At 42.3% G+C, this 22281-nt stretch carries 21 protein-coding genes and 1 pseudogene; 9 read left to right on the top strand and 13 right to left on the bottom strand.

What is annotated here, in order from left to right; translation table 11 throughout:
- Positions 1-39: 39 nt before the first annotated feature.
- The gene (locus QF117_RS05500; protein ID WP_282385224.1) at positions 40-1245 is read right to left on the bottom strand and encodes an MFS transporter; all 1206 of its coding nucleotides are present in this window, start codon (positions 1243-1245) and stop codon (positions 40-42) included.
- A gap of 191 nt (positions 1246-1436) precedes the next feature.
- On the opposite strand from QF117_RS05500, the gene QF117_RS05495 reads away from it, so the two are divergent.
- From QF117_RS05495 to QF117_RS05485, 3 genes are all read left to right on the top strand, one after another.
- The gene (locus tag QF117_RS05495; RefSeq protein ID WP_282385223.1) at positions 1437-2318 is read left to right on the top strand and encodes a LysR family transcriptional regulator; all 882 of its coding nucleotides are present in this window, start codon (positions 1437-1439) and stop codon (positions 2316-2318) included.
- Positions 2319-2617: 299 nt separating this feature from the next.
- The gene (locus tag QF117_RS05490; protein ID WP_248007030.1) at positions 2618-2902 is read left to right on the top strand and encodes a type II toxin-antitoxin system RelB/DinJ family antitoxin; all 285 of its coding nucleotides are present in this window, start codon (positions 2618-2620) and stop codon (positions 2900-2902) included.
- Positions 2899-3177 (top strand): type II toxin-antitoxin system RelE/ParE family toxin, encoded by a 279-nt coding sequence (locus QF117_RS05485; protein ID WP_282385220.1) that lies wholly within the window; start codon positions 2899-2901, stop codon positions 3175-3177. The genes QF117_RS05490 and QF117_RS05485 overlap by 4 nt, the downstream gene beginning before the upstream one ends.
- Positions 3178-3485: 308 nt before the next feature.
- Here the strand turns inward: QF117_RS05485 and QF117_RS05480 are convergent, their stop codons facing one another.
- Positions 3486-5042: a carboxylesterase family protein gene (locus QF117_RS05480; protein ID WP_282385219.1), complete on the bottom strand. Its 1557-nt coding sequence runs from the start codon at positions 5040-5042 to the stop codon at positions 3486-3488.
- Between the two features lie 121 nt (positions 5043-5163).
- Between QF117_RS05480 and QF117_RS05475 the strand changes: the two genes are divergently transcribed.
- The 3 genes and pseudogenes from QF117_RS05475 to QF117_RS05465 all read left to right on the top strand — a co-directional run bounded on the left by QF117_RS05475 (position 5164) and on the right by QF117_RS05465 (position 7793).
- Positions 5164-6087, top strand: coding sequence for a LysR family transcriptional regulator (locus QF117_RS05475; protein WP_282385217.1), 924 nt, complete (start codon positions 5164-5166; stop codon positions 6085-6087).
- 992 nt (positions 6088-7079) lie between these two features.
- Positions 7080-7337, top strand: a pseudogene (locus tag QF117_RS05470) (methyl-accepting chemotaxis protein); the annotation flags it as partial.
- Between the two features lie 39 nt (positions 7338-7376).
- Positions 7377-7793, top strand: coding sequence for a CZB domain-containing protein (locus QF117_RS05465; RefSeq protein ID WP_348984832.1), 417 nt, complete (start codon positions 7377-7379; stop codon positions 7791-7793).
- A 499-nt stretch (positions 7794-8292) separates the two neighbouring features.
- Here QF117_RS05465 and QF117_RS05460 read toward each other — a convergent pair whose 3' ends face one another.
- The 7 genes from QF117_RS05460 to QF117_RS05430 form a co-directional block, all read right to left on the bottom strand.
- Positions 8293-9837, bottom strand: coding sequence for a PAS domain-containing methyl-accepting chemotaxis protein (locus tag QF117_RS05460; protein ID WP_282385215.1), 1545 nt, complete (start codon positions 9835-9837; stop codon positions 8293-8295).
- Positions 9838-10097: 260 nt separating this feature from the next.
- Positions 10098-10646, bottom strand: coding sequence for an MSHA biogenesis protein MshA (locus QF117_RS05455; protein WP_282386160.1), 549 nt, complete (start codon positions 10644-10646; stop codon positions 10098-10100).
- 175 nt (positions 10647-10821) lie between these two features.
- Positions 10822-11700: a DMT family transporter gene (locus QF117_RS05450; RefSeq protein ID WP_282385213.1), complete on the bottom strand. Its 879-nt coding sequence runs from the start codon at positions 11698-11700 to the stop codon at positions 10822-10824.
- Positions 11701-11794: 94 nt separating this feature from the next.
- A complete protein-coding gene (locus tag QF117_RS05445) occupies positions 11795-12580 on the bottom strand; it encodes an ABC transporter ATP-binding protein (protein ID WP_282385211.1) in 786 nt (261 codons plus the stop codon).
- Positions 12580-13644 (bottom strand): iron ABC transporter permease, encoded by a 1065-nt coding sequence (locus QF117_RS05440; RefSeq protein WP_282385210.1) that lies wholly within the window; start codon positions 13642-13644, stop codon positions 12580-12582. Before QF117_RS05440 ends, QF117_RS05445 begins: the two co-directional genes overlap by 1 nt.
- Positions 13644-14753: an ABC transporter substrate-binding protein gene (locus QF117_RS05435; RefSeq protein WP_282385209.1), complete on the bottom strand. Its 1110-nt coding sequence runs from the start codon at positions 14751-14753 to the stop codon at positions 13644-13646. The genes QF117_RS05440 and QF117_RS05435 overlap by 1 nt, the downstream gene beginning before the upstream one ends.
- Positions 14754-15021: 268 nt before the next feature.
- Complete coding sequence (locus QF117_RS05430; protein ID WP_282385208.1) at positions 15022-15984, bottom strand: helix-turn-helix domain-containing protein; 963 nt, start codon at positions 15982-15984, stop codon at positions 15022-15024.
- A gap of 198 nt (positions 15985-16182) precedes the next feature.
- On the opposite strand from QF117_RS05430, the gene QF117_RS05425 reads away from it, so the two are divergent.
- The 3 genes from QF117_RS05425 to QF117_RS05415 all read left to right on the top strand — a co-directional run bounded on the left by QF117_RS05425 (position 16183) and on the right by QF117_RS05415 (position 18876).
- Positions 16183-17382: an HDOD domain-containing protein gene (locus QF117_RS05425; protein ID WP_282385207.1), complete on the top strand. Its 1200-nt coding sequence runs from the start codon at positions 16183-16185 to the stop codon at positions 17380-17382.
- Positions 17383-18054 (top strand): PilZ domain-containing protein, encoded by a 672-nt coding sequence (locus QF117_RS05420; RefSeq protein ID WP_282385205.1) that lies wholly within the window; start codon positions 17383-17385, stop codon positions 18052-18054.
- A 129-nt stretch (positions 18055-18183) separates the two neighbouring features.
- The gene (locus tag QF117_RS05415) at positions 18184-18876 is read left to right on the top strand and encodes a hypothetical protein (protein WP_282385204.1); all 693 of its coding nucleotides are present in this window, start codon (positions 18184-18186) and stop codon (positions 18874-18876) included.
- Between the two features lie 216 nt (positions 18877-19092).
- Here QF117_RS05415 and QF117_RS05410 read toward each other — a convergent pair whose 3' ends face one another.
- Genes QF117_RS05410 through QF117_RS05395 form a run of 4 tightly spaced genes read right to left on the bottom strand, consistent with a single transcriptional unit; the run spans position 19093 to position 22158 of the window.
- Complete coding sequence (locus QF117_RS05410; RefSeq protein WP_282385203.1) at positions 19093-20136, bottom strand: helix-turn-helix transcriptional regulator; 1044 nt, start codon at positions 20134-20136, stop codon at positions 19093-19095.
- A 1-nt stretch (position 20137) separates the two neighbouring features.
- A complete protein-coding gene (locus QF117_RS05405) occupies positions 20138-20722 on the bottom strand; it encodes a hypothetical protein (RefSeq protein WP_282385202.1) in 585 nt (194 codons plus the stop codon).
- 10 nt (positions 20723-20732) lie between these two features.
- Complete coding sequence (locus tag QF117_RS05400; protein WP_348984829.1) at positions 20733-21455, bottom strand: SDR family NAD(P)-dependent oxidoreductase; 723 nt, start codon at positions 21453-21455, stop codon at positions 20733-20735.
- Entirely contained in the window at positions 21448-22158 is a 711-nt protein-coding gene (locus tag QF117_RS05395) for a hypothetical protein (protein WP_282385199.1), read from the bottom strand. The genes QF117_RS05400 and QF117_RS05395 overlap by 8 nt, the downstream gene beginning before the upstream one ends.
- Positions 22159-22281: the final 123 nt, after the last annotated feature.

Raw genomic sequence — 22281 nt, 5'->3', positions numbered from 1 at the left:
ACTGGTCAAATCAGGACATTGACCAGTTGTTAATGGAAATTATGAGGCTTCCTTTATAAGTACGCTTTCTTGTTCCCACCGATTTCCTGTGCGTTTATCCAGGCGTCCACTCATTCGAGTAAGAAAGAGCGCAACGATCACTATTACGGCACCAATCCAAGGGGTATGCATTAAGCCCATTTCGGACACAATTATACCGCCTCCCCAAGAGCCAAGAGCAATACCCACGTTAAACGCCGCAATGTTTAAACCAGATGCAACATCCACAGCATCAGGGGTGTATTTTTCAGCTAGTTTCACGACATAAACTTGCAAGCCAGGAACATTACCGAATGCAAAAGCACCCCAAACTAAAATGGTTGCTACCGCAGCGATAGGGTTAACGGCAGTAAAGTTAAATACAACGAGTATGGTGGCGAGTCCCGCAAAAATAATCGTCAGCGCTTTAATTGGCCCCATCTTATCGGCCATTTTTCCACCCCAAATATTCCCAATCGCCACGGATACACCGTATACCAACATGATTAGGCTGATTGCATTGGCGCTGAACCCTGTTTCCTGTTGCAAAATCGGCGCAAGGAAAGTGAAAGCGGTAAAGGTACCACCGTAGCCGAGAGCTGTAATTGCATACACCAGTAGTAACCTTGGTTGAGTGAGCACTTTTAGCTGCGATGACAGTTTAGCTGCGGCTGGTTGTTTCAGGTTGCTTGGCACCAAGAAAGCACTGCCAACCAACGCAATAAGTCCCAACAACGCAACAATCAGAAAAGTCGATTGCCAACCAAAGGTTTGGCCGATGTAAGTACCGAGCGGCACACCTGTTACTAATGCCACTGTTAATCCTGTGAACATAATCGCAATCGCACTTGCTGCTTTTTCTTTAGGTACCAGGCCTGTCGCAATCGTAGAGCCTATAGAGAAAAACACACCATGGGCTAAACCAGTCAAAATGCGAGCAACGATAAGGGTGTTGTAACCAGGTGCTTGCCATGCCAATAAGTTGCCAACCACAAACAGTGACATAACAGTAATGAGTACATGTTTACGGTTCCATTTTCCCGTTAGCGCGGTTAAAACAGGCGCGCCAATCGCAACACCGAGTGCATAAAGACTCACCAGCAGTCCTGCGGATGGTAGCGAGACGTTTAGGTCAGAAGCCATGGTCGGGAGTAGCCCCACGATCACAAACTCTGTTGTTCCGATAGCAAAGGCGCTGAGCGTCAATGCGAGAAGTGCTAATGGCATATCATTTACTCTCTTGTTTGTTAGGCTAAAGTACACAGCAGCGAATGTGCTTACCAAGGTGTTGCTGTGTTGTGATTTGTTGGGAGTATTCTGCATGGGAAGTACTTTGCAAAAAATAGGTTATTTAACAAATGATATTTGTTATAAATGCAATAATTAAACGTAAGCGGATAGAAAGGTGGTAAGGAGTTATGCGCACAAAATCGGACGATTTAGAAATTCTACTTACTGTCGTTGATACTGGCGGGTTTACTGCGGCAGCAGAAAGTCTAGATATACAGGTTGCACGCGTATCACGAGCGGTGAGTAAGGTAGAAAGCCAGCTTGGCGTGACGATATTAAACCGAACCACAAGACGGATTGAATTAACGGATGAGGGACGGCAATTCGTTGAGTCGGTGCGAATAGGGCTGATGCAGTTACAGCAAGCGGAAGACGAGATCATATCCCGTGGGGAGTTACCCAAAGGGCGACTACGTGTTGATGCCGCTAGTCCGTTTGTGTTTCATCAGTTAGTCCCACTCGTCCAGCCATTTAATCAAGCCTATCCTGATATTGAATTGGAGTTGACTTCCAATGAAGGTTTTGTTGATTTGCTAGAAAAGAAAACCGATATCGCTATTCGTATTGGTGCATTAAATGATTCAACCTTACATGCTAGGCTTCTTGGCAGAAGTTTACTTTACATTGTTGCTTCACCTGATTATTTATCAAAGCGCGGCTTTCCGAGTAAGAGTAGTGATTTGGAACATCACGATACCATCGGATTTTCAACACCAAAAACCCTCAATGAATGGCCTCTGAAAGGGTTTTCAGGACTGACGCCAACTCTGACCTCAAGTAATGGTGAAACGGTGAGACAGCTCGCGTTGATGGGAAATGGAATAGCCTGTCTATCGGCCTTTATGGTGAAAAAAGATATTGCGGAAGGGAGATTAATTCCATTATTAGAAGGAGAAAAAATCAGTCATACTAGCCGAGAGCAAATTAATGCGGTTTACTATAAGTCCTCTTCCGTTGCCAAGCGGATTTCTGCTTTTATCGATTTTATTCAACCGAAGCTGGGTCTGTAAATCGTTCCAAGCGAGGTAACTTCGTACCTTAGACAAAACAGATACCTATAAAAGTCGATGATACATCGACATCCAACAAGATCATTGCTGGAGAACGCTTATATTATTGCATTTTTAACAAATATCATTTGTCTTTGTTACTATCAATGTAATGCGATGAGTTTGTTAACAAACTAACAGGGTCATTTTGCCTTTTTGATGAGAGTTGTCTAGTTTTTTAGCTTGGCCATTTTTTCATTAGTTGTTCGAACTTAAGTGTGGTGCTAACATTTGTACATACAGATAGTAAGGAGTAGCTTATGGACACAAGAATTCAGTTTCGTGTAGATGAAGAAACTAAACGCCTAGCTCAGCAAATGGCTGAAAGCCAAGGTCGAACGTTAAGTGACGCTTGCCGAGAACTTACTGAACAACTAGCCGAACAGCAGAGAAAAACACTATCCCATGATGTTTGGTTAACTGAACAAGTTAACTTAGCTTTTGAGAAGTTTGATACAGGAAAAGCGGTTTTTGTTGATCACGCATCAGCCAAGTCACTAATGGCTGAGCGCAAGGCTAAAATCCGCAATCGAGGCAAGCTATGATTTTGTGGGAGGAAGAATCCCTTAACGATCGAGAGAAAATATTTGAGTTTCTATACGATTTCAACCCTGAAGCTGCTGAAAAAACCGACGAACTAATAGAAACTAAAGTTGAAAACTTGGCGATTCAGCCTCTTATGGGAGTCAGACGTGATGGGGTTAGAGGCAGGCTACTTATCATTCCTGAGATTTCAATGATCGTCTCATATTGGGTTGAAGGCGACATTATTCGCATTATGCGTGTTCTACATCAGAAACAAAAATTCCCGACAGATTAACGTTATCACTAGGCAACTAAAAAAGTCTTGCCTTTTGCCTTTTTGATGCAGTGGTATAGTTTTTAACTAGGCCATTTTTATTTAGAGAAAACAATGAGTAGACCACTACGGATAGAGTATGCGGGGGCACTTGTACCATGTCACTTTTAGAGGTAATGCGCGCCAACCAATTTATCTTGATGAAGCCGATTTTGCCTCGTTATCTTTTAGTTAAATCTATCAACAGAAAAAACCAAGCCACGTGATGACCTAGTTTTTCTAATCTGAATTATGTCAGCAACCATCATCCAATATTTGAATCGTTTCACTTAGAATTCAAAATCTTCCCACAATTTTCGAACCGAGCTATAAGGGTCATTGATCTGTTTCGATTTAACATCAAATTGCATTGTTGGTCGTTCCGATAAGTTGTAAGGAGACCAATCAGCTTTACTTGTCTTGATGAATGTTAGCCATTGCTTGTGCATGGTATTAATAAGTTCAACTGGAGGCTGTGAGCCGACAAATGTTTTTGCTTGTCCGTTGTCAGTGGTATTAAACACAAACGGTACGTCAACAAAGTGCGCGGCTCCTAAGTGACCATCAAACGCAGGTGACATCCAAGAAAAATTATAATGCCAAACATTGTTGTCGTTTTTAGTTAACTGTTGAGCAATGTGCAGTGCTGGCATTCTAAACGTAAAATCAGATTGAATGTCGGCAAACGTGTCTCCAATGGATTTTCCATTGTCTTCTGTTGAATACACATCCGCAGGCCAACCTTCCAATGACAAGTCAGATAATAATAGTGACTTCGTTTCTTCGGTCGTATTGTTAACGGCACCACTTGGCACCATGTACAGTCGTGATTCTTGATCGGTGCTACCAACGATCACTGGAATAGAAGGTGAAGCTTTGGTGAGATCTTTCATTGGAGACTCGACAATGATATCCCCATCAACAACAGGCAAAAATGCGGTGCCTCCCCACGACAGCATTCCCCATTTGTCACGATCTTGTATGGTATAGCCCATATCAATAACGTTCTTAACTAATTCAGGAAATGGAACCGTCGATAAACCTTCAACGGTGGCTGGGATATTCAGTTTATCAGTATAGCTTTGTGTGATTCTATCAGCTTCTTTTTGGGTTAAAAATGCCATTGGAGGGCTTTGCATAATGGCTTTTTGGAATAGGCCTTCGGCTTTTTCGGTACCCAATAAAATGGCAACACTTTCTGCCCCAGCAGATTGACCTGCGACCGTCACTTGGCTAGGGTCTCCACCAAAATCTTCGATGTTCTTTTGTACCCATTTAAGAGCCATGATTTGATCAAGAATGCCGCGATTATCCGGTGTGCCTTCAAGGTGCATGAAGCCATCAACGCCTACGCGATAATTGATCGTTACAACGATCACGTTGTTCTTCGCAAAGCTTGTACCGTCATAAGCCAACTCTGCAGCGTCTTCTCGGATAAAAGCACCGCCTGGGATCCACACCATGACAGGCAGCTTTTCATTTGATGCCTTGTTGTTGGCAGCAATGGCGTTAGTCGGTGTCCATATGTTCAGAGTAAGGTGTCCGGGAGCCCCCACCAAGGTGATGTTTTTACCTCGACTTGGTTGTGGAACGGGTTGACCTGCTTTTGTTGCATCTAATATTCCATTCCAAGTTTCGTAGGCTTGCGGAGCTTGAAATCGGCGATCTGCCGTAAAAGGGTTTTGCGCATATGGAACGTCATAAAATGCAGTCACACCATCATGGTTGCTTCCCATAAGTTTACCAGACTCAATGATGGCCACCGTTGAGTTTTCAGCATTTTGAGTGTGGGCAAATAGTGTATTACTTTGAATTAAACCTGCACTTAGGCATGCGACTAGCATCATTGTTTTTTTCATTTCATTCGGCTCGGTATTGGAATAGAAGGTCAGTATAAAACCTAGTTTGAAGTTGATATATATGCTATACGTCAATAGATTGTTGCATAAATCGAACTATTGAGGGTGTATGGATAGAATTATTTCAATGGAAGTTTTCGTTTCTACTGTCGATCTAGGAAGCCTGACGGCAGCATCTGAGGCTTTAGGAATGTCACGCTCCATGGCGACTAGGCATATAACCGCGTTGGAAAAGTCTTTAGGTGTATGTTTACTGTATCGCTCAACAAGAAGCTTAGGTATCACTAACGCCGGTCGTGATTTATTGCCTTTCTGTCAGAATATTTTAGAGCAGAATGCCCAACTATATAGCTTAGCCCAAGAGCAGCACTCTCAACCTAAAGGAAGAATTTCACTGGTTACCAGCATTTCGTTTGGTCAGGGTTATCTTGCCCAAGCTATTGAACAATTCATGCTTAAGTACCCTGACATAGAAGTCGATCTCACGCTGTCGAATCAGTCACTGGATTTGATAAAACATGGGGTTGATATGGCAATCGAGTTGAGTAATGACCTGCCCGAATCTTTAATTGGAAAGAAATTGGCTGATTGTCCATCGGTGGTTTGCGCTTCCCCTCAATATCTAGCAGAACATGGGGCTCCTTTATCTCCCGAAGATTTACTCGATCACAATTGCTTGATCCACAAACGAATAGGCAATGATTGGCTGTTTGTTCCTAAAGCCGGTTCTAAATCTGCTCAGCCTATTAATGTGACGGTCACAAGTAACTACTCTGTAAATGATAGTTCCATACTTCTTAATGCAGCGATTAATGGCAAAGGTATCGCGTGTTTACCGTTGCCCTTTATTGCAATCGACATACAAGCAGGGACTTTGACTATCTTGTTGAAAGACTTTGAAGTCAATCCAATTGGCATATGGGCTCTGTATCCTTCAAGGCAATATCAACCCAAACTACATCGACACTTGTTGGACTTTTTGCAAGAAGATTTATCAATTAAGCATGATCATATGCGAAATATTGATTCATGAAGCCATGTGGGTAATGAAACCAAGCAATAATGTATCCTACCTAACCGGTTAGTTACTTCTAAAGTTTTCGTAATATCAACATGTAATGAATGAATGAATGAATGAATGAATGAATTTGGACTGCTGCATAATTGCTGCCCGTAGAGTTGCGACACTAGAAGTTATGTGAAAGTTCAGCGTGTCTGATGGTTCGTAACTCAGAATTGTCCAGAACCGATCCAGTCAGCACTTTCAAACACGAAAGTGCCCCGAAATGGGTTGCGCCTAGAAGTTAGAACAAAGTTGCTTATACAAAAAGTAATGAGAGGAAAAAGGCAAGACCTAACCTTGTAAGCACTTGCCGTAAGCACTTTTTTTTGAAAAATGTTAATTACAGAGTGTTAATATTATGGGTGGATGTATTGAAAGTTTAACCTTCACCATTTATCTATTGGTTTTGTAATTGAACAGAATAGTAACTATATCTAAATGCGATATTTTTCGGACAAGTATGCAATGGTGAGGTTTGATTTTTCAACATGAAAATTACTTTTTTCATAAGCTTAGGGCGACAATAGAATTTTGATAACGAGGGTATGATGCTATTTTTCAACAAAAGCAAAAAACAACCAGATTCTGAAATTTCAAAGTATGAATCTGAGATTTTTGAACTGCGGAAAGAACTTAAAAGAACTCAAATAGAAAAGCAGAAGCTCTCAGAAGAACTTCAATATGAAAAGACTCTTCGTATTGAGCTTAATGAAATCAATGAGTTATGGATAGGTTCATCCGAGCTGCTTAACTCGATTAGAGAGCAGTTAGCTAATTCATCAGCATCACTCCTAGGGCACAGAGATCAGTTTAGTGGCTCGGAGCAATTGTTTGATCAAGTAATGGATATGTTATCTACGACTTCCAGTTCAACTAAAAACATATCATCAGGAACAGAACAAACAACCACTTCTATCTACGATCTCCAGAAAATAATGTCTGGAATCAATGAGTTTGTGGATATTATCAAAGGTATATCTGACCAAACTAATTTGCTTGCCCTTAATGCGGCAATTGAAGCAGCCAGAGCTGGTGAGCAAGGACGAGGGTTTGCAGTTGTTGCGGATGAGGTGAGAAGCCTTGCACAAAGATCAGCAGAAGCATCTAATGAAATCTCCTCTCTTATTGAACAAGTGAATGGTCAAATGGACCATGTAGTAACGGGAATCCTGGATGTTGGCAAAAAGGGAGATGAGATTACTGCGAGTACTACTTCTATTGAAGGCACAGCTGACCGTATCGTTACTATATCTCATAATATGTTAAACGTGATAACCGCTTCAGCTGCTGATGCATTTTTGCAAACAGTAAAAATGGACCATGTAGTATGGAAGTTGGATGTTTATAAAGTAATGTTGGGAACTTCAGATAAAAGCCCTGATGATTTTGCAGACCACACTATGTGTCGATTAGGAAAGTGGTATTACGAAGGTGAAGGCGTAGAAAAATATAATTCATTTCAAACCTTCAAAAGGATTGAGCTGCCACACCAAGAAGTTCACAAGCATGGTGTTGCTGCAATGCTATTAAGCGCAAAAGGTGACCATCAATCTGCAGCTAAAGAGCTAAGTCTTATGGAAAAAGCCAGCTTTGAAGTTGTTGACTTACTTACCTCGCTCTCGGCTGAAATAAGCAATACAGTTTCGGTACAGGAAACAGAAGTTGAATTATTCTAAGCGGTATTGTTAATAGGAATATAGTTACAGATGTAGAATATAGCTGATTATTACAGCTGATTATGGTGTTCTGTAGCCAGCAGGAGGACATATAATGTTAAGTGGTTTCCATAATATAGTTCTGTTCCAGAATTACAGGACATACAGTTAAGCGATTTTTTACATTACCTTAATTAATTCGCGTTTTGCTAAATTAGTAAAAATGCAACAATCTTCTGTCCAAAAATTTGTAGGAGGAAGCTGTAATGTGTCTGCTGTACTAATACCTAGCCAACCAATGAAGAATTCGTGATTGCGCAGCAGTCGGTCGAACTGTTGTAATTTTTTCCAAAATACAGAATATTGAAAAGCGAGCTATGATGGCTCGCTTTTTTGGTTTTGTATGCTGAGGCTACAGTAGTTTTTAAGTCATTCCGGCTGGACACCGAAAATTCTTTCCACCTCTAGTTGACTCAGTCACTCATATAGCTCTGTATTGCCTATTAGAGACAGGCTGTATTCAATTAACTCGAAAAGATAAAGCAAGTGATGCCAGTGAATGTGACAGACGGTTGATCATACCTGCTTGATCATTTACTCCCTCAGTTTGCTCTAGGTTCATTGTTGATGCATCTCTGAGATTAGAAATATTTCGGGTTACTTCTTGTGAAACCATACTTTGCTGCTCGGTCGCAGTGGATATTTGCATAGTTAAGTCTGAAATATCTGAAATAGTATCGTAAACTTTTGCCACGAGAAGTTCTGTTTCTTGGGCCTCGGTAGCACAATTTTCAGCGGCTTCTTTCCCAGATTCCATTTTTTTTGACCACGAAATGAGAGTCGTATGAATTTCAGAGACCGATGAGTGTATTTGCTCGGTCGCAGATTGTGTTCTGGTTGATAAAGCCCGCACTTCATCGGCTACAACAGCGAATCCTCTGCCATGTTCTCCTGCTCTAGCGGCTTCAATGGCCGCGTTGAGCGCGAGTAAGTTGGTCTGCTCCGATATTCCCTTTATTTCGTGCATAATATCGCTAATTTTTTCTACTTCAGTGGAGAGTTCAATGGCTGACGTCGCGGATTCTTCGACTTCTTTGGCTAAAGCATTGACTTCGTCCATCGTGTGTCGCATTGCCTTTGTGGCGGCTTCACAGTCACTATGAGCTTGTTCCATTTTGTGACTTGAACTCATGGTATTCTGTGCAACTTCATCGATTGTTTGAGTCATCTCTTCCGATGCGGTTGAAATTTGCAATAGCTCTCCCACACCTTGCTCTGTCGAGTTTTTCAATTGAGTGACGGTATTGTTAAGCGATGTTGAGCCATCCGCAAGTATGTGGCTAGAGTCGATAACACGCCCGATAATCGTTCGGACTTGACCTTCCAGTAGTTTTATATGGAAGTCGCATACGCTGTTAGGTTTATCGCCAGAGTAGACGTATCTTGAGACACTATCGTATTTATCTTGCTGTTCTTTAGTATAACTAGCCATTCGGAATATTTCGTTTCTGAACAGAAGAAGTGGCATAGGAAGCAATAAGATAGAGAATAGGTAAGAATAAGACGTCAAATATATAATGGGTATACCGCACACCAAAAATAGCAATAATTTGTATTTCTCAAATAGGTCAACCGACGTCGGACGAATAGGCTTTCCTTGCTTAACTCTTTTGTACATCTTAGCCGCAGCACTTTTATACTTAGGGTCTAAGTTTCTTCTCACCGATTGATAGCCAACGATTTCTCCGTTGCTGTATATAGGAGTAACAAAAGCATCTACCCAATAGTAGCGACCATCTTTACATCGGTTTTTTACTGCGCCTCGCCAGGGCTGCCCTTGTTTAAGGTGCTCCCAAAGATCAAAAAAAGCCTCTTTTGGCATATCTGGGTGTCGAACCATATTATGGTTTTTGCCGATTAACTCGTCACGTGAGTATCCCGAAATTGAGCAAAACGCGTCATTAGCGTAGGTAATCACCCCTCTGGGGTCTGTTGTAGAAACAAGCTCTTCAGAGGATGCAAAGTTGACCTCCTCGTCGATAGTATCTTGGTTTCGTCTTCCCATATTATTATCCTACCTAGCCTAAATAGATTCGTTATTCTATGGATACAACCACTAACGCTAATATTTTAGTTCATTTAGAGGGAATTGGTTGGGCGGTACGATAATTAAAGACAATGAATCTGTTTTTAGTTGAATAGTTCTAACACTTACTAGCACAAGTTCTACTAATGGGTTGCCTACCAACGAAGAATTTGTGATTGCTCAGCCGTCGGTAGTACTTCTGTAGTCTCAACGGCTGGAAATAATAGAAAGGCGAGGCTCTAACAGCCAGTATTTTCAATTCTCACGGTACATTCACAACCTTCAGCCGGGCAGGTCGCGCCTGATCTACCACCAAATGAGTCATAAATGACGTAGCAACCTTCAGGAAGGACTTCAATATTGTTGCTGCCTAGGTCTTGGTCAGAGAAATTGTGCTCAAAACCAACGACAGTGTGGCGATTACCAACTGCGGTAGTAAAATCATCAGTGGTTCCTAATGTTAGAAAGTGGAGCATGGTAAGCTTACCCCCTGATTCTCCGACACTCTCAGGACACAGTGTGGCCCAGTCAACTTCGACTGTACCGATACCAAAATCGATCACATAATCATCTTGTGCGCTACTACCAGAGCCCGCCGTGGGGTTGGAGTTACTCGGCGTTAATCCAGCAATAGCTGCTTTGGCATTAACTTGAGTGATCACTCCTTCCATCGCACCAGCCACACCTTCGAGTACCGAACTTCTCGCAGACTCTTGTAAGTTGAGAAACCGTGGTGCAGCAACGACAGCGAGTACACCAAGAATGACAATAACAGCCACTAATTCAATTAATGTAAAACCACTCTTTTTCATCACGCTCTCGGTAATTGATAAAATACATTTTATTAAAGCTGTCACTTTTTAACATGCTTCTATACAGAAATCACATGCAATGTGTATATTTGATTGATGAAGCGGCTGAATTAGGTGATCAATGCATTCTTTCGTTATGCACATTCTTTCGTTATGCAACATTCTCTCGTTGTGCGACATTGTTCGTTTGCTTGCGATCCTTGCTTGGCCACGACAGTAAAATGCATGAGATTACAATAACCGTTCCCCCTAAAGCGGTTAACCAATCAGGAATTTCGTTCCAAAAAATGACACCCCATAAAATATTAAATGCGAGTCCGATGTAGCGTGTCACCGCCACAACCCCAGCATTTTCATGCGTAAAGGCCTTGGTTAAGAATATTTGCCCAAGTAACGAAACCACACCAATCGCAACCAAGTACAACCATGTGATGCCTTGTGGCATGACAAACGTACCTTTCATTAACACTGCTGATATTACGGTCGCGGTTGCTAAAAAGTAGAATACAATTTCATATGTATGGTGGTTTTTGCTGAGCTGCTTAATGGTTATTGAGGCGCCCGCTGCAAATATCGCGCTCGCAATACCAGCGAGGGCATAAATATTAAATGCACTGAATCCAAACGGATCAATCACCAGCGCAACGCCCACTAAAATCATGGGTAATAATAACTTGGCTTTGTTAGGTAAGCGTTCTCCTAGCACAAGGTTAGAAAGCACGATAACAAAGAAGGGGGATAAATAGGCCAGAATAGCCGCATCAGCCAGTGGAATATGCGCAATGGTATACACAAAGGCAAGCAGGTATAACGCGCCAAATACGCCCCGCAGTACCAATAATGGTACTCCTTGGCTTGAGAACGTAACTCGTGCTTGGAACATCAAAAAAAGCACCAAACAGGTACCAATAATACTGCGAAAGAAAACAATTTCTGCACTTGGAATCGTCAAGCTTGCCGCTTTAATCAGTGCGTTCATCGCACTAAAAACGAGTGCGGATGCAATCGCCAACAAAACACCTTTATTCATTATGATTTCTTTTATAATTTTTAAATTGGTCGAATACCTGACAATCACGTCGTATTTAAGCGATCACTTAATCTAGATTTATAAAAACATCAGGCTAAACAGCCGCTAGGTATTGACTATGGGATCGAGTGGGGCGAGTCGGCGTGACATGCCAATGGCCTTGGTTGCAACACCCTACATCCACTTCAACCTGGTAAACTTGTTCAAGTAAATCCGGTTTGAGTACGTCCTTAGGCTCACCGGATGCGACCACGTTGCCTTTATTAAGCAATAAAAGTTGGTCGCTGTAGCGTGCTGCCAACGATAAATCATGCAATACCGCTACAGTCACAGCGCCACTTTCACGGGTGTATTGCTTAGCCAGGTCTAACACTTGAACCTGGTGGCGTAAATCCAACGCGCTGGTGGGTTCATCGAGCAACAGTATTTTGGGTTTCGATATCAGTGCTTGTGCCATCGCCACCATTTGTTGCTGGCCACCGCTAAGTGCACTGAATCGCCGTGTCGCAATGGGTAAAATACCTAAGGATTTCAGCATATTTTCGGCAAGTAATTGTTGCTGTTCACTAATCTGCCATGTCAGTTGATTCACCAATCCCAGCAGCACCATTTCGATCACCGTGAGCTGGCTAGGGGATTTGTTCAATTGACATAAATAAGAAAAACGACTGATAGGGATCGGCTCTGAGCCACTGCGACTCAACACAGTACCGTGATAAGGAATGGTGCCTATTATGGCCTTCAACAAAGTCGTTTTTCCGGTGCCATTGGGGCCTAAAACAGCGGTGAATTGCCCACCTTGAAACTGGGCAGATAGGTCACTAAGAATAGGTTTTCCACCTAACGAAACGCAAAGTTGTTCAACACAAAGATAATTCATTATGCAAACCTTTTACTGACCAGCAAATAGAGAAGAAACGGCACGCCCACTAGCGATGTGACAATGCCAATAGGAATGATCGTTCCAGGCACGACTAATTTGGATACGAGTGAGGCAAGAGTTAAGACAAGTGCGCCCATCATGGTGGCCATGGGTAAGTAAAATCGCTGATCTTCCCCCACCAACATGCGTGACAGGTGCGGAGCCACCAATCCAACAAACCCGATTGTTCCGACAAAAGACACCGCACCAGCCGTTAACATTGAACAAAGAAGAAATATCCGTAGCCTGAGTTTATCGGTTTGAATTCCTAGGCTTTGAGCCCGTTCATCTCCCGTCGACAAAGCCGTCAATGCCCATATTTGTGGCGCAACATACACAAGTGTAAAGACTAAAATGACCCCGGCCACCCAGACGGACGTCCAACTGGCTTTTAGTAAACTGCCAAACAGCCAAAAAACAATCTGCTGCAAGACTTCTGGTGAGGCCATGTACTGAACCAGGGATTGCAATGCTTGAAAGAAAAACAGCACGACGATACCAGCAAGGATCAGCACTTTTGCGTCCATGTTGCGCCCCTTTCCGATAGAAAAAATGGTGAAACTAGAGAGTGCAGAAGCAATAAAGGCAGACACTGGAACGCCTAGCCATGCGTGCCCAAAAATAGTGAGGCCAGACAACATCGCGACCGCCGCTCCAAACCCCGCTGCCGCCGAAACGCCTAAGGTGTATGGGCTTGCTAACGGATTTGCCAACAAGGTTTGCATTAACCCTCCAGCAAGACCTAAGGAAGCGCCAACCACCAAACATGTCAGCGTTAATGGCAGCCTTAACTGCCAAATAATGGTTGAGTGAAGAGAGTCTCCATTAGGCCCAAGCCATATGGTATTCATTATATCGCTGACACCCATCCAGGAAGATCCAATACCAAGGTCAGCAATGACCACCAAGCACAATGCAACTGTCGTCAACCAAATAAAGCGCAATCGCGATCGATTCAGTGCTGCATAAATGCCGCTAGATGGAGAGATCTCTGAAATAGAAGTGTCAACAACCGTTTTCATTAGCCATCAACCTTAATCATGAAAGTACCGTCGAGTTTTTGAGGCATGAATTGCTCAAAAAAGGCTTGGTGAGTTTTCTTTGGATCAATGTCTTTAAAAGCTTCAGGGTAAATAGATTTAGCGAGATATTGCAAAAACACATGGTCATAAATAGTACGCGTACCAGAGTGATACATCCCATAAAATTCGTGGTTCTTTATCGCACTGAGCTGATCCCAACCTTGACGCTTCAAGTAAGGCATGTAGCGAGCTTGGGCTTGTTCTTCACTTGTGCCGAATCCTAGTAATGCGCTGTCGTCATATTTAGACCAATGAGCACCAGAGACAAAAATCACTTCTGGATCTTGGCTTAGGACATATTCAGGCGTTAGGTGGGCAGAACCTTCAAACTTGCCCGCCGCAATATTGTTTGCTCCTGCGAGATCGAGCAATTTCCCCCACATCGAGGTGGAATAGCTCTTACCATATTCATCGGCACCACCGGTGCCGATTTCTACATACACTCGGCGAGCTGGATTTTTTGTCAAATAGTCAGTAACGCGGCGTTGAACATCGATCACCGTCGATTCATATTCATTGGCAATTATCTCTGCTCTGCTGTCCGTGCCCATTACCTTGCCGATCACTCGAGTACTGGCTAAATGCTTCTCGACGGTTTGAGCATTGAAATCAACCACGACCACTGTGATCCCTGTGCTTTCTAATAAATCGACTTTTTCCCCTAGGGATTTATATTGCCAAGCCGCCAATAATGCGACATCGGGTTTAACGGTGAGCAATTTCTCTAGATTAAACGTTCCGGTATAAATAGAACCAGAATCTTCGATTGTATTTAACTCAGGTATGATTTTTGTGTACGTTGTCCACTGGGATTGACGATAATCTTTCCAAGAAGCTTTAGGAAAAATCGCCACCTTGGTGTAAGCATCTGGCCCAGCTATGGCAAGAAAATCCTCAAAATAAAAACCAAGAAACACCCGCTCAGCTGGCTTATCTAAGGTGATTTCCCTACCTATCACATCTTTGAATTCAATATCCGCTTGAACTGGTGCCGCGAGAACGCCACACGTCATTGCCATGGATAAGAGTAATTTGCTCAATCCTTTCATCGATTTTCTCTACCATTGATTAAAATAAATAACGATACGTTATAACACAACACTAGCGCGAAAAAATTAACCCAAATGAGAATTAATATCAAATGTTATTTTGTCGCTAATCTAGAGTTTGAAGCCCATCCGTAAAAAAGGGGACATCGTCTTGATAGATTTGTCTTTTTATTGTGTGGCTGTAGAGAATGAGAGAATTATTCGAACTTAATTGTAGTAGCTCGCTTTTTTGTGTTGAAAAATAGGAAAGAATTCAGGACGTTATTTCCTAATTCACATACCGCTTTAGCGTTTCGGAAGGCAGTTCTTCAAACAGGAGTTTGTAGTCGCGCGAGAAACGGCCCAATTCAAAGAAGCCCCATTTCAAGGCAATATCCATCACCTGAGTGTTATTTCTGGATGAGCGAAGTAGCTCCTTTCGTACGTTGTTGAGTCGAAGCAGTTTCCGATATTGCATAGGGGACACACCCGTATAGTCTTTAAAACCATACTGTAAGTTTCGCTCAGAAAGTTGAGATACCGTGCATAATTCATGCATGCTTGGTAGCTCATTAGCATATTGCTTTAAATAGTCGATCGCTCGGCGTACTCCAGCGATTCGATTTGGTTGTTTCATGTTAGTGTCAACAAATGGAGCTGGCTCAAGCATATTGAGAGTGAGGTTGAATATGCTTTCTCCTAGCGCTTTCATGACCATAGCGTGTTGTTGTAAGTCAGGCTGTCTCTCTATGAGCAACAATATACGCGCTAACCCACTCTTATAGCGGTTTAAGGCTCGTTCATCTGTGACTGTTGCTGTCGTTGTGCTCCACAGCTTTGGGGGTTCTTTACCTCGAAGGTCAGTATAGGCACTCAAAAAAATCGCTTTGTTAAAGTTCGCTCCAATGTAGTCAATGTGGTTTGAATAATTGACGTCCCAATCACCACCTGATGCAGAATAAATCATGTTTGGAAGCATTTTCTTACCGTGGAATTTACCTTCCGTATCATTGGAGATGAGTGCAGGAAATGGGAGAAAGGAAGCAGGTGGGCAGGCAGATATAAGTGCTCCTCGACTAACCTTTTCTCTTACAATTTGTACGCAACCTAAGTTCAATTCGCGATAGCAAATCTTTAGATTTCCAGGCTTGGTTTGAATGTATTCTCTATTCCTTGACGCAATAAACTGAGAGAGTTCATCAATGTTTTCGGTAGAAATTTTTCGGTATAGCGCTTTAAAGCTTGAGGTCATATTACACAACTACATAGATAGAGTTTGAGGTGAAAAGCCGCTAAAAAGCGGTGTCTTCGTTTTCTGCATATTGCTAAAAAATAATGAGTGTTATTATCAGTAGCTATGATTCACCCGCAGTTAATTTACGCTATGAATTATTGATAATAAACGCATTAATGTTCAACACTAAAGTGTAACGAAAGGTTAATATTTGAAATGAAAACATCATTTGTCGCCCGTCAGCCTATTTTAGATAGCAACAAAAATATCTACGGTTATGAGTTACTTTTTCGTGATGGAGAGGACAATTCGTTCCCAAGCGTAAGTGATGAAGAAGCCACTAATAGATTGATATACGATAACTTTTTCACAACCAGTGACAATAGATCGTTACTTGATGACAAAATGGCGTTTATTAATTTCTCTCATCAAAGCTTGGTCAACTTGGTACCCAGCTTATTGCCAAGTGAACACCTAGTCGTTGAAATTTTGGAAACCTGTGAGCCAACGAGTGATTTATTGTTTGCTATCAAAAAGCTGAAGAAAAGAGGGTACAAAATCGCTCTTGATGACTTTGTACCATCACCGGCCTGGCGGGTATTCTTGCCCTTTATTGATGTGATTAAATTTGATATTCAAGCTATTCGTTTTGAACAGGTTGAACATTTCATCAGGAAGGTGAAAGGCAGCAAAATACAGTTTTTGGCTGAAAAAGTAGAAACTGAACAGGAGTATCAAAAATCGTTGAGTATCGGTTTTGAGTTGTTCCAGGGCTACTTTTTTGCCAAGCCAGAAATGTTAAAAAACTCAGTGCTAACAACTGGGGATCTTGCATCGATAAAGCTTTTTAAAGAGATATCTAAAAGCGACTTAGATCTTCAAGAACTGGAAAAAATATTCTCGTCGGATGTTGGGTTGTCATTTAACCTTCTAAGATGTGTTAATTCCGCCAATGTTGCCAACTCTATCAAGTCAATTAAACAAGCATTCACTTTTCTTGGTGATGTGAAGTTAAGAAAGTTTATCTCTTTGGTGGCTTTGGCAAACGTCTCGAAAGATAAGCCAGAAGTTCTTTACCAAACCTCCGTGGCAAGAGGGCGTTTTTGCCAATTACTTGCCTTACGTCATAATAGCGGAATGAACTCAAATGAAGCTTATCTAGCAGGAATGTTATCCCTACTAGATGTCATGCTGATCACGCCATTCGAGACCATTTTTTCTTCTATTTCACTCGAGCCACATATTGAGAAAGCGCTTGAAAATGGGAGCGGGCAACTCGGTTTGTTTCTTGAATTGGCCCAAGCTTATGAAAAGGCCGATTGGCGTACTGTGTCTCAGTTGAATAGTAAGCTAAATATGGATCCGATGATCTCTAATGAGTGTCATTACGATGCTTTGTCATGGGAGGTCAACTAAATGGATGCATTAGCAGCCTCTATCGCTTCTAGTAGACTGAAAGGCGATTTAACAGAGTTGATGAGCTTTGAAATGAAGTCCTTTTTGACCATTTATATAGGGCACGATGACCAAATCGAGTCAGCGGTGACCTTCATTGGAATGAAAAAAAACCATTACTTGATATTTGAGTTAAATGGCAAACCGTCGAATGACATGATTTATAAAAACTTAATCGGCAGTGAAGTGGTGGTTAGAGGGGTATGCCGCGATCTTGAAAGGCATGTGATTGCGTTCAGAAGCACGATATCGAGCATAAAAACACTGAGTTCCTGGATGTTGTTTATCGATTACCCAACAGTGATAGAGCAAAAGCCTTTAAGGTCTAGCAAAAGGTTTAAAGTTGACTTAGCGGTGTTAGTTGCAATCAGTGAACAGCGTTATCACGCACGTGTCATTGATATTTCAGTGTCAGGTTGTGCCATAAAATTGTCAGATTCTCCCGTCAACATCGCACTCGGCGAAGAAATTAGAATTGTGTTCGACAAGGCCACTATTGCTGACTCTTGCCCACAGTGCAGCGTAGCTAATGTACGTGAGCGTGATGGTTACACTGTGTTAGGAGTGCGTTTCGATAAAGTCATCAGCATTGAAGATAATCTTAAGTTAATGGGAGGTAACTGGCTACTCTAACGATCCCCAAACCGCGTTGTGTGTATGCTTTTCACTCTGACTGAACCAGTGAGAAAGTCTCTTTTATTGGCGTAAATGTTCAATTACTGCTCAATGATTTTGCGTAAGCTCAAGTAAAAAGGAGATGTTATGCAACCAACAAAAAAATCGTATTTAAAGGTCATTAACCTGGCTATTTTATCAGCTTTAAGTTCAGGTGTTAGTTCTAGTGTATTGGCGAATGAGCCAATTACTATGAGCGCTTCGTCTACGAAAAACAGTCAGTCTTTAGAAATAGCCCAAGCTGGCACGACGTTATATGCGGCAAAAGCGCAGTGGAACCCGGAACAATTTTCACTCGTGGTCAAAACAGGCCATGAAAAGCAGCGAGGCGAAATCGTGATTAATGGCGCGTCAGTGCAGGCGTTTAATCTGCAAAATCAGTTATTATGGGAAGACAGTCGAGTCGATCAAAAGGTCTGTTTGCCTGAACTGTTTGGCGAATTTATTCGCGCCCATTTAGAGGCGCTAAAACAAGGTCAATCGATCTCATGTGTTGGCCCCATCATCAAGGCAAAAAAATTAGCGCCATTTAAAATCTATCTTGAAAAACAAACCGACAACGCATTGCTGTTCAAAGTTGGCCCTGGGTCTATTGGGATGTGGTTTTTTATGGATGAGGTTTCTATCAGTATGAATACCGATGCCACACAAATATTGTCGTATCGTGGTGTTTCACCAGCGCCCATAACCCTCGAAGGTGAAATGGCTTACCTGAATATTTCGACGGTACTAGCCGAACCACTTGATGTTGCCGAATTGAAAACGTCTATTCTCTGGTAAGTAAATGGTTAAGCTAAATGGGTAAGCTATACGGATAAACTATATGAACATATGAATGTAACCGCGTTTATCACGAATGGCTTACCGCACCTGGTGTATCAAGGTCGGTTTATATGCTCATCATAAAATTTTAAACAGGCTATAAGCCTGTTTGTATTTCTTCTTTATATTTTCCTTTTTCCTTTGCCTTCCTTTTCTTTCTATTACTGTGGCTCCTTAGCTTTTAAACTGCGTATATTGCTTCGGTGACATGCCAGTCCATTGCTTAAAGACACGAGTGAAATGGGCTTGATCGGCAAAGCCACTCACAAAGCCTACCTCGGCAATGCATGACGCTTCATTGAGTAACGATTGACTGGCAAAATGTACGCGTACATCTTGTAATAATTTGGCAAAACTATGGCCTTCATCGCTTAGCTTACGTTGTAAAGAGCGCGGAGAGAGTGCTAAGCACCTAGATACCTGTTGTAAATCGACTTCAAGTAACCCTAAATCCATGATGGCTTGTTTAGCCATGTTCACCACACTTAGCGTGTTATTTGTTACCGATTGTTCGGCGTTTTTAATTCTTGGGTTCGTGTTTTCGCTGACTTGAAAGTGGATATACCATGGTGCATCGCGGTGAAGCTGTGACGCATTACACTGCAAACTGGGATAAGAGAAAAAACCTTCAGAAGCTTTTAAACTATGGCTAATCACGATCTTTCTAGCGGATGATTCATAGAGAAGGGCACACAACACCCCAAGAACGGCTAAATCCTCTTCTATGCTTGGAGGCTCTGTGGTACTGGATTTGTGTGTCACCTTGACGCAATCATCGTGATATTCAAAATCAACAAAGTGCTGACTATGTACGTAGCGTTCCAGCCTTTGCCACTTTTTAAGTAGCAAGAATGGATCACTTCCGTTTAAAAGGGCACGGCCTACAGGCGAATCTATAAATTGCTTCACGCCGATGCCAATGCACAATAATGCACTGGCCCCGTATCGTTGGCTTACCTCATTAATAAAGTCGCGCTTGGTTTCTAGTGGAATATGCGCGTGCGATTGTTTGCTTTGCAACGGCTTGGTCTTCAATGCCTTTCTTTGTAACTGACCGTTTTGTAGCTGATCGTTTAGGAAATGATCGGTTTGTATAGGATGCGTTTTCAGGTGCAGAGAGTCATCAAGCAAGGTATGTAACCCTGCATTAAGAATATTCAACATAGTTTTACTTGCAAACGCTTTTGACTCACTGCTTTTGTTGGCGATTTTAGCCATATTACCTTACCTGTTCATACGTTGATTTTTGCGCTAATAGTGTCTGTACCCTAGTGCCAACCACTGGCAATTTTATCAACCATTTGGGAGCAATCGTGATTAGAGTAACAACGACAGAAAACCATACAAATTTACCGACAAAAACCGTTAATAAAATGCCAAACCAGGCCAAGCCTGAGAGTAAGCTCAGCACCACCATTGTCCGCGGTGGCGTTGGAAACAGTGACATCACCGCTAAGGCAAGAAATCCGTACTCTTGAATGTATCCTTGTAGTGTTAACCACTGTTGGTATACCTTCGATTCTGCCGTTGGTGTGGCCATTTGTAAGTAGTGCTCAAGCAATGTGGCCAGTAACGTTAATATTCCCGCACCCGCCGCCGCCGCGGTGGCAAAAGCGAACACAATCCATATTGCTCGTTTGGGCTGCAACCAGGCCAACAGCATAACCGACGTTTGTGTGGGTAACGCTGGAACAAAAAAGTCACCGATTGAAACGCCAGCCAAGATTGGAATAGCTTTCTCTTTCGCGCCATTGTTACCGATCCACGCCAATACCCGCTGAGCAATAGAAGATTTCTTTTTCATCGTATCTTCCTCATTCTTTTAACATGATATTTTCGATAAGATTTGGAAACAACGCACGTAACTTCATTACGAGTTTGATTTTACCAATATGAATTTCTTTTTTTCCTTTTTCCGCGCCCTCAAAAATTTCCAGCGCAGCTTGAGCTGGTGAAATTTTCCCTTTGCCACGCCCGTGTGTCATCTCGGTATCCACCAAGGGTAAGATGGCTTCACACACTTTAATATCGCTGTTGTGTCGCCTAATTTGGCCATTAAAAGATTTACAAAATGTCCTCAGTCCGGCTTTGTTTGCACAGTAAACCGGTGAGCTTTGTTTAGGCGCAATCGCTAACCCTGACGTTGCAAAAACCCAGGTGCCAGTTGCACGCTGAACATTGTCAAACAGGAGGCGCGTAAGCAAGATTGGCGCGGTAAAGTTAATCATCGTCTCATCTTCAACGCTAATGGCTTCATCAGTGTCAACAAATAGATCTCTAGCTTGTTGTACGCCTGCATTGTGAATCACCAAGGACAGCGGCTCACCATTTAAAGCCTTAGCAAATTGTTCAATGCTTTGGGCCGATTTTAAATTACATTCGTACCAACGTACTTCCGGGTGTGTCTTTTTACAGCTGACAACGCTTTTTTCCGAACTCCCTGTTGCGATCACTGTGTAGCCGTGATTCAAATATTGTTTGACTAAAGCTTGACCGATGCCTCGCGTTCCGCCAGTAATTAACACCGTTTTATGCATGATTTGATTCCTTGATCATTGAAAAATCCACCGTACGATCGAAAATTGCGCGACCTAAATATTCCACGTATTTACCACGAAGATTTCTATCTCTAGGTTCTAGCAACCCCACTATTTTTGTGAGCTTGGGTGCATCACCTTCAAAGAAATATTCAGTCGAACCAAATAATAAGCGCCAAAACCATTTTTCTGGCGTAACACTGACGACCTTAAACTCGCCTTCATCGCGCATGGTGAATTTCACCCCAGTGTGGGCCTGAACTTTAAGGACGGTATAATCGAAATAGAGAGCGTTTCCTGATGCTAACTCGTCCCAATGATGAACAATCTCAAACGGAATACTCAACAAAGTACACGGGCGCTTAGAAAAACTTAGGGTCTTGCTTTTTTGTTTATACTGAGTGTTTTTACTGTTGAGGTCCGAGCGGCCTTGCTGCGCCGTCACGATCAACGATCCCGATTCATTCAGATGAGGTTGATGCATTTCAACCCGCTTTAGGCCGTGTTTTGGGCACCAAATAACGGTTTCTTTCGCAATGTAGGGAGAGGTTAACCCTAGCCAGGTTCGATTCGCTTCAAATGTGCCATTTTCTTTTGCCTCTACGGAGAGACTGTATTCGAACATTGCTCGTTCGCTTTGGTGTTTCTGGTCAAATACCTTTGCTTTTGACGCAACGCTTAGTTGGCTATTTACTCTACTCAAAATTATGTCCTCATTAGCTTGTCTAGTGCCTAAGATAACCAGAAGACATCATGATCTATTGAATATTTACGCCAAATTGAGTGTCAGCATATTGTAACGTTGTTCACGGGATCTGATGGCGTT

The organism is Vibrio sp. YMD68 (assembly GCF_029958905.1).
Lineage (GTDB): Bacteria > Pseudomonadota > Gammaproteobacteria > Enterobacterales > Vibrionaceae > Vibrio.
This window is presented reverse-complemented; position numbering and strand designations above follow the sequence as displayed.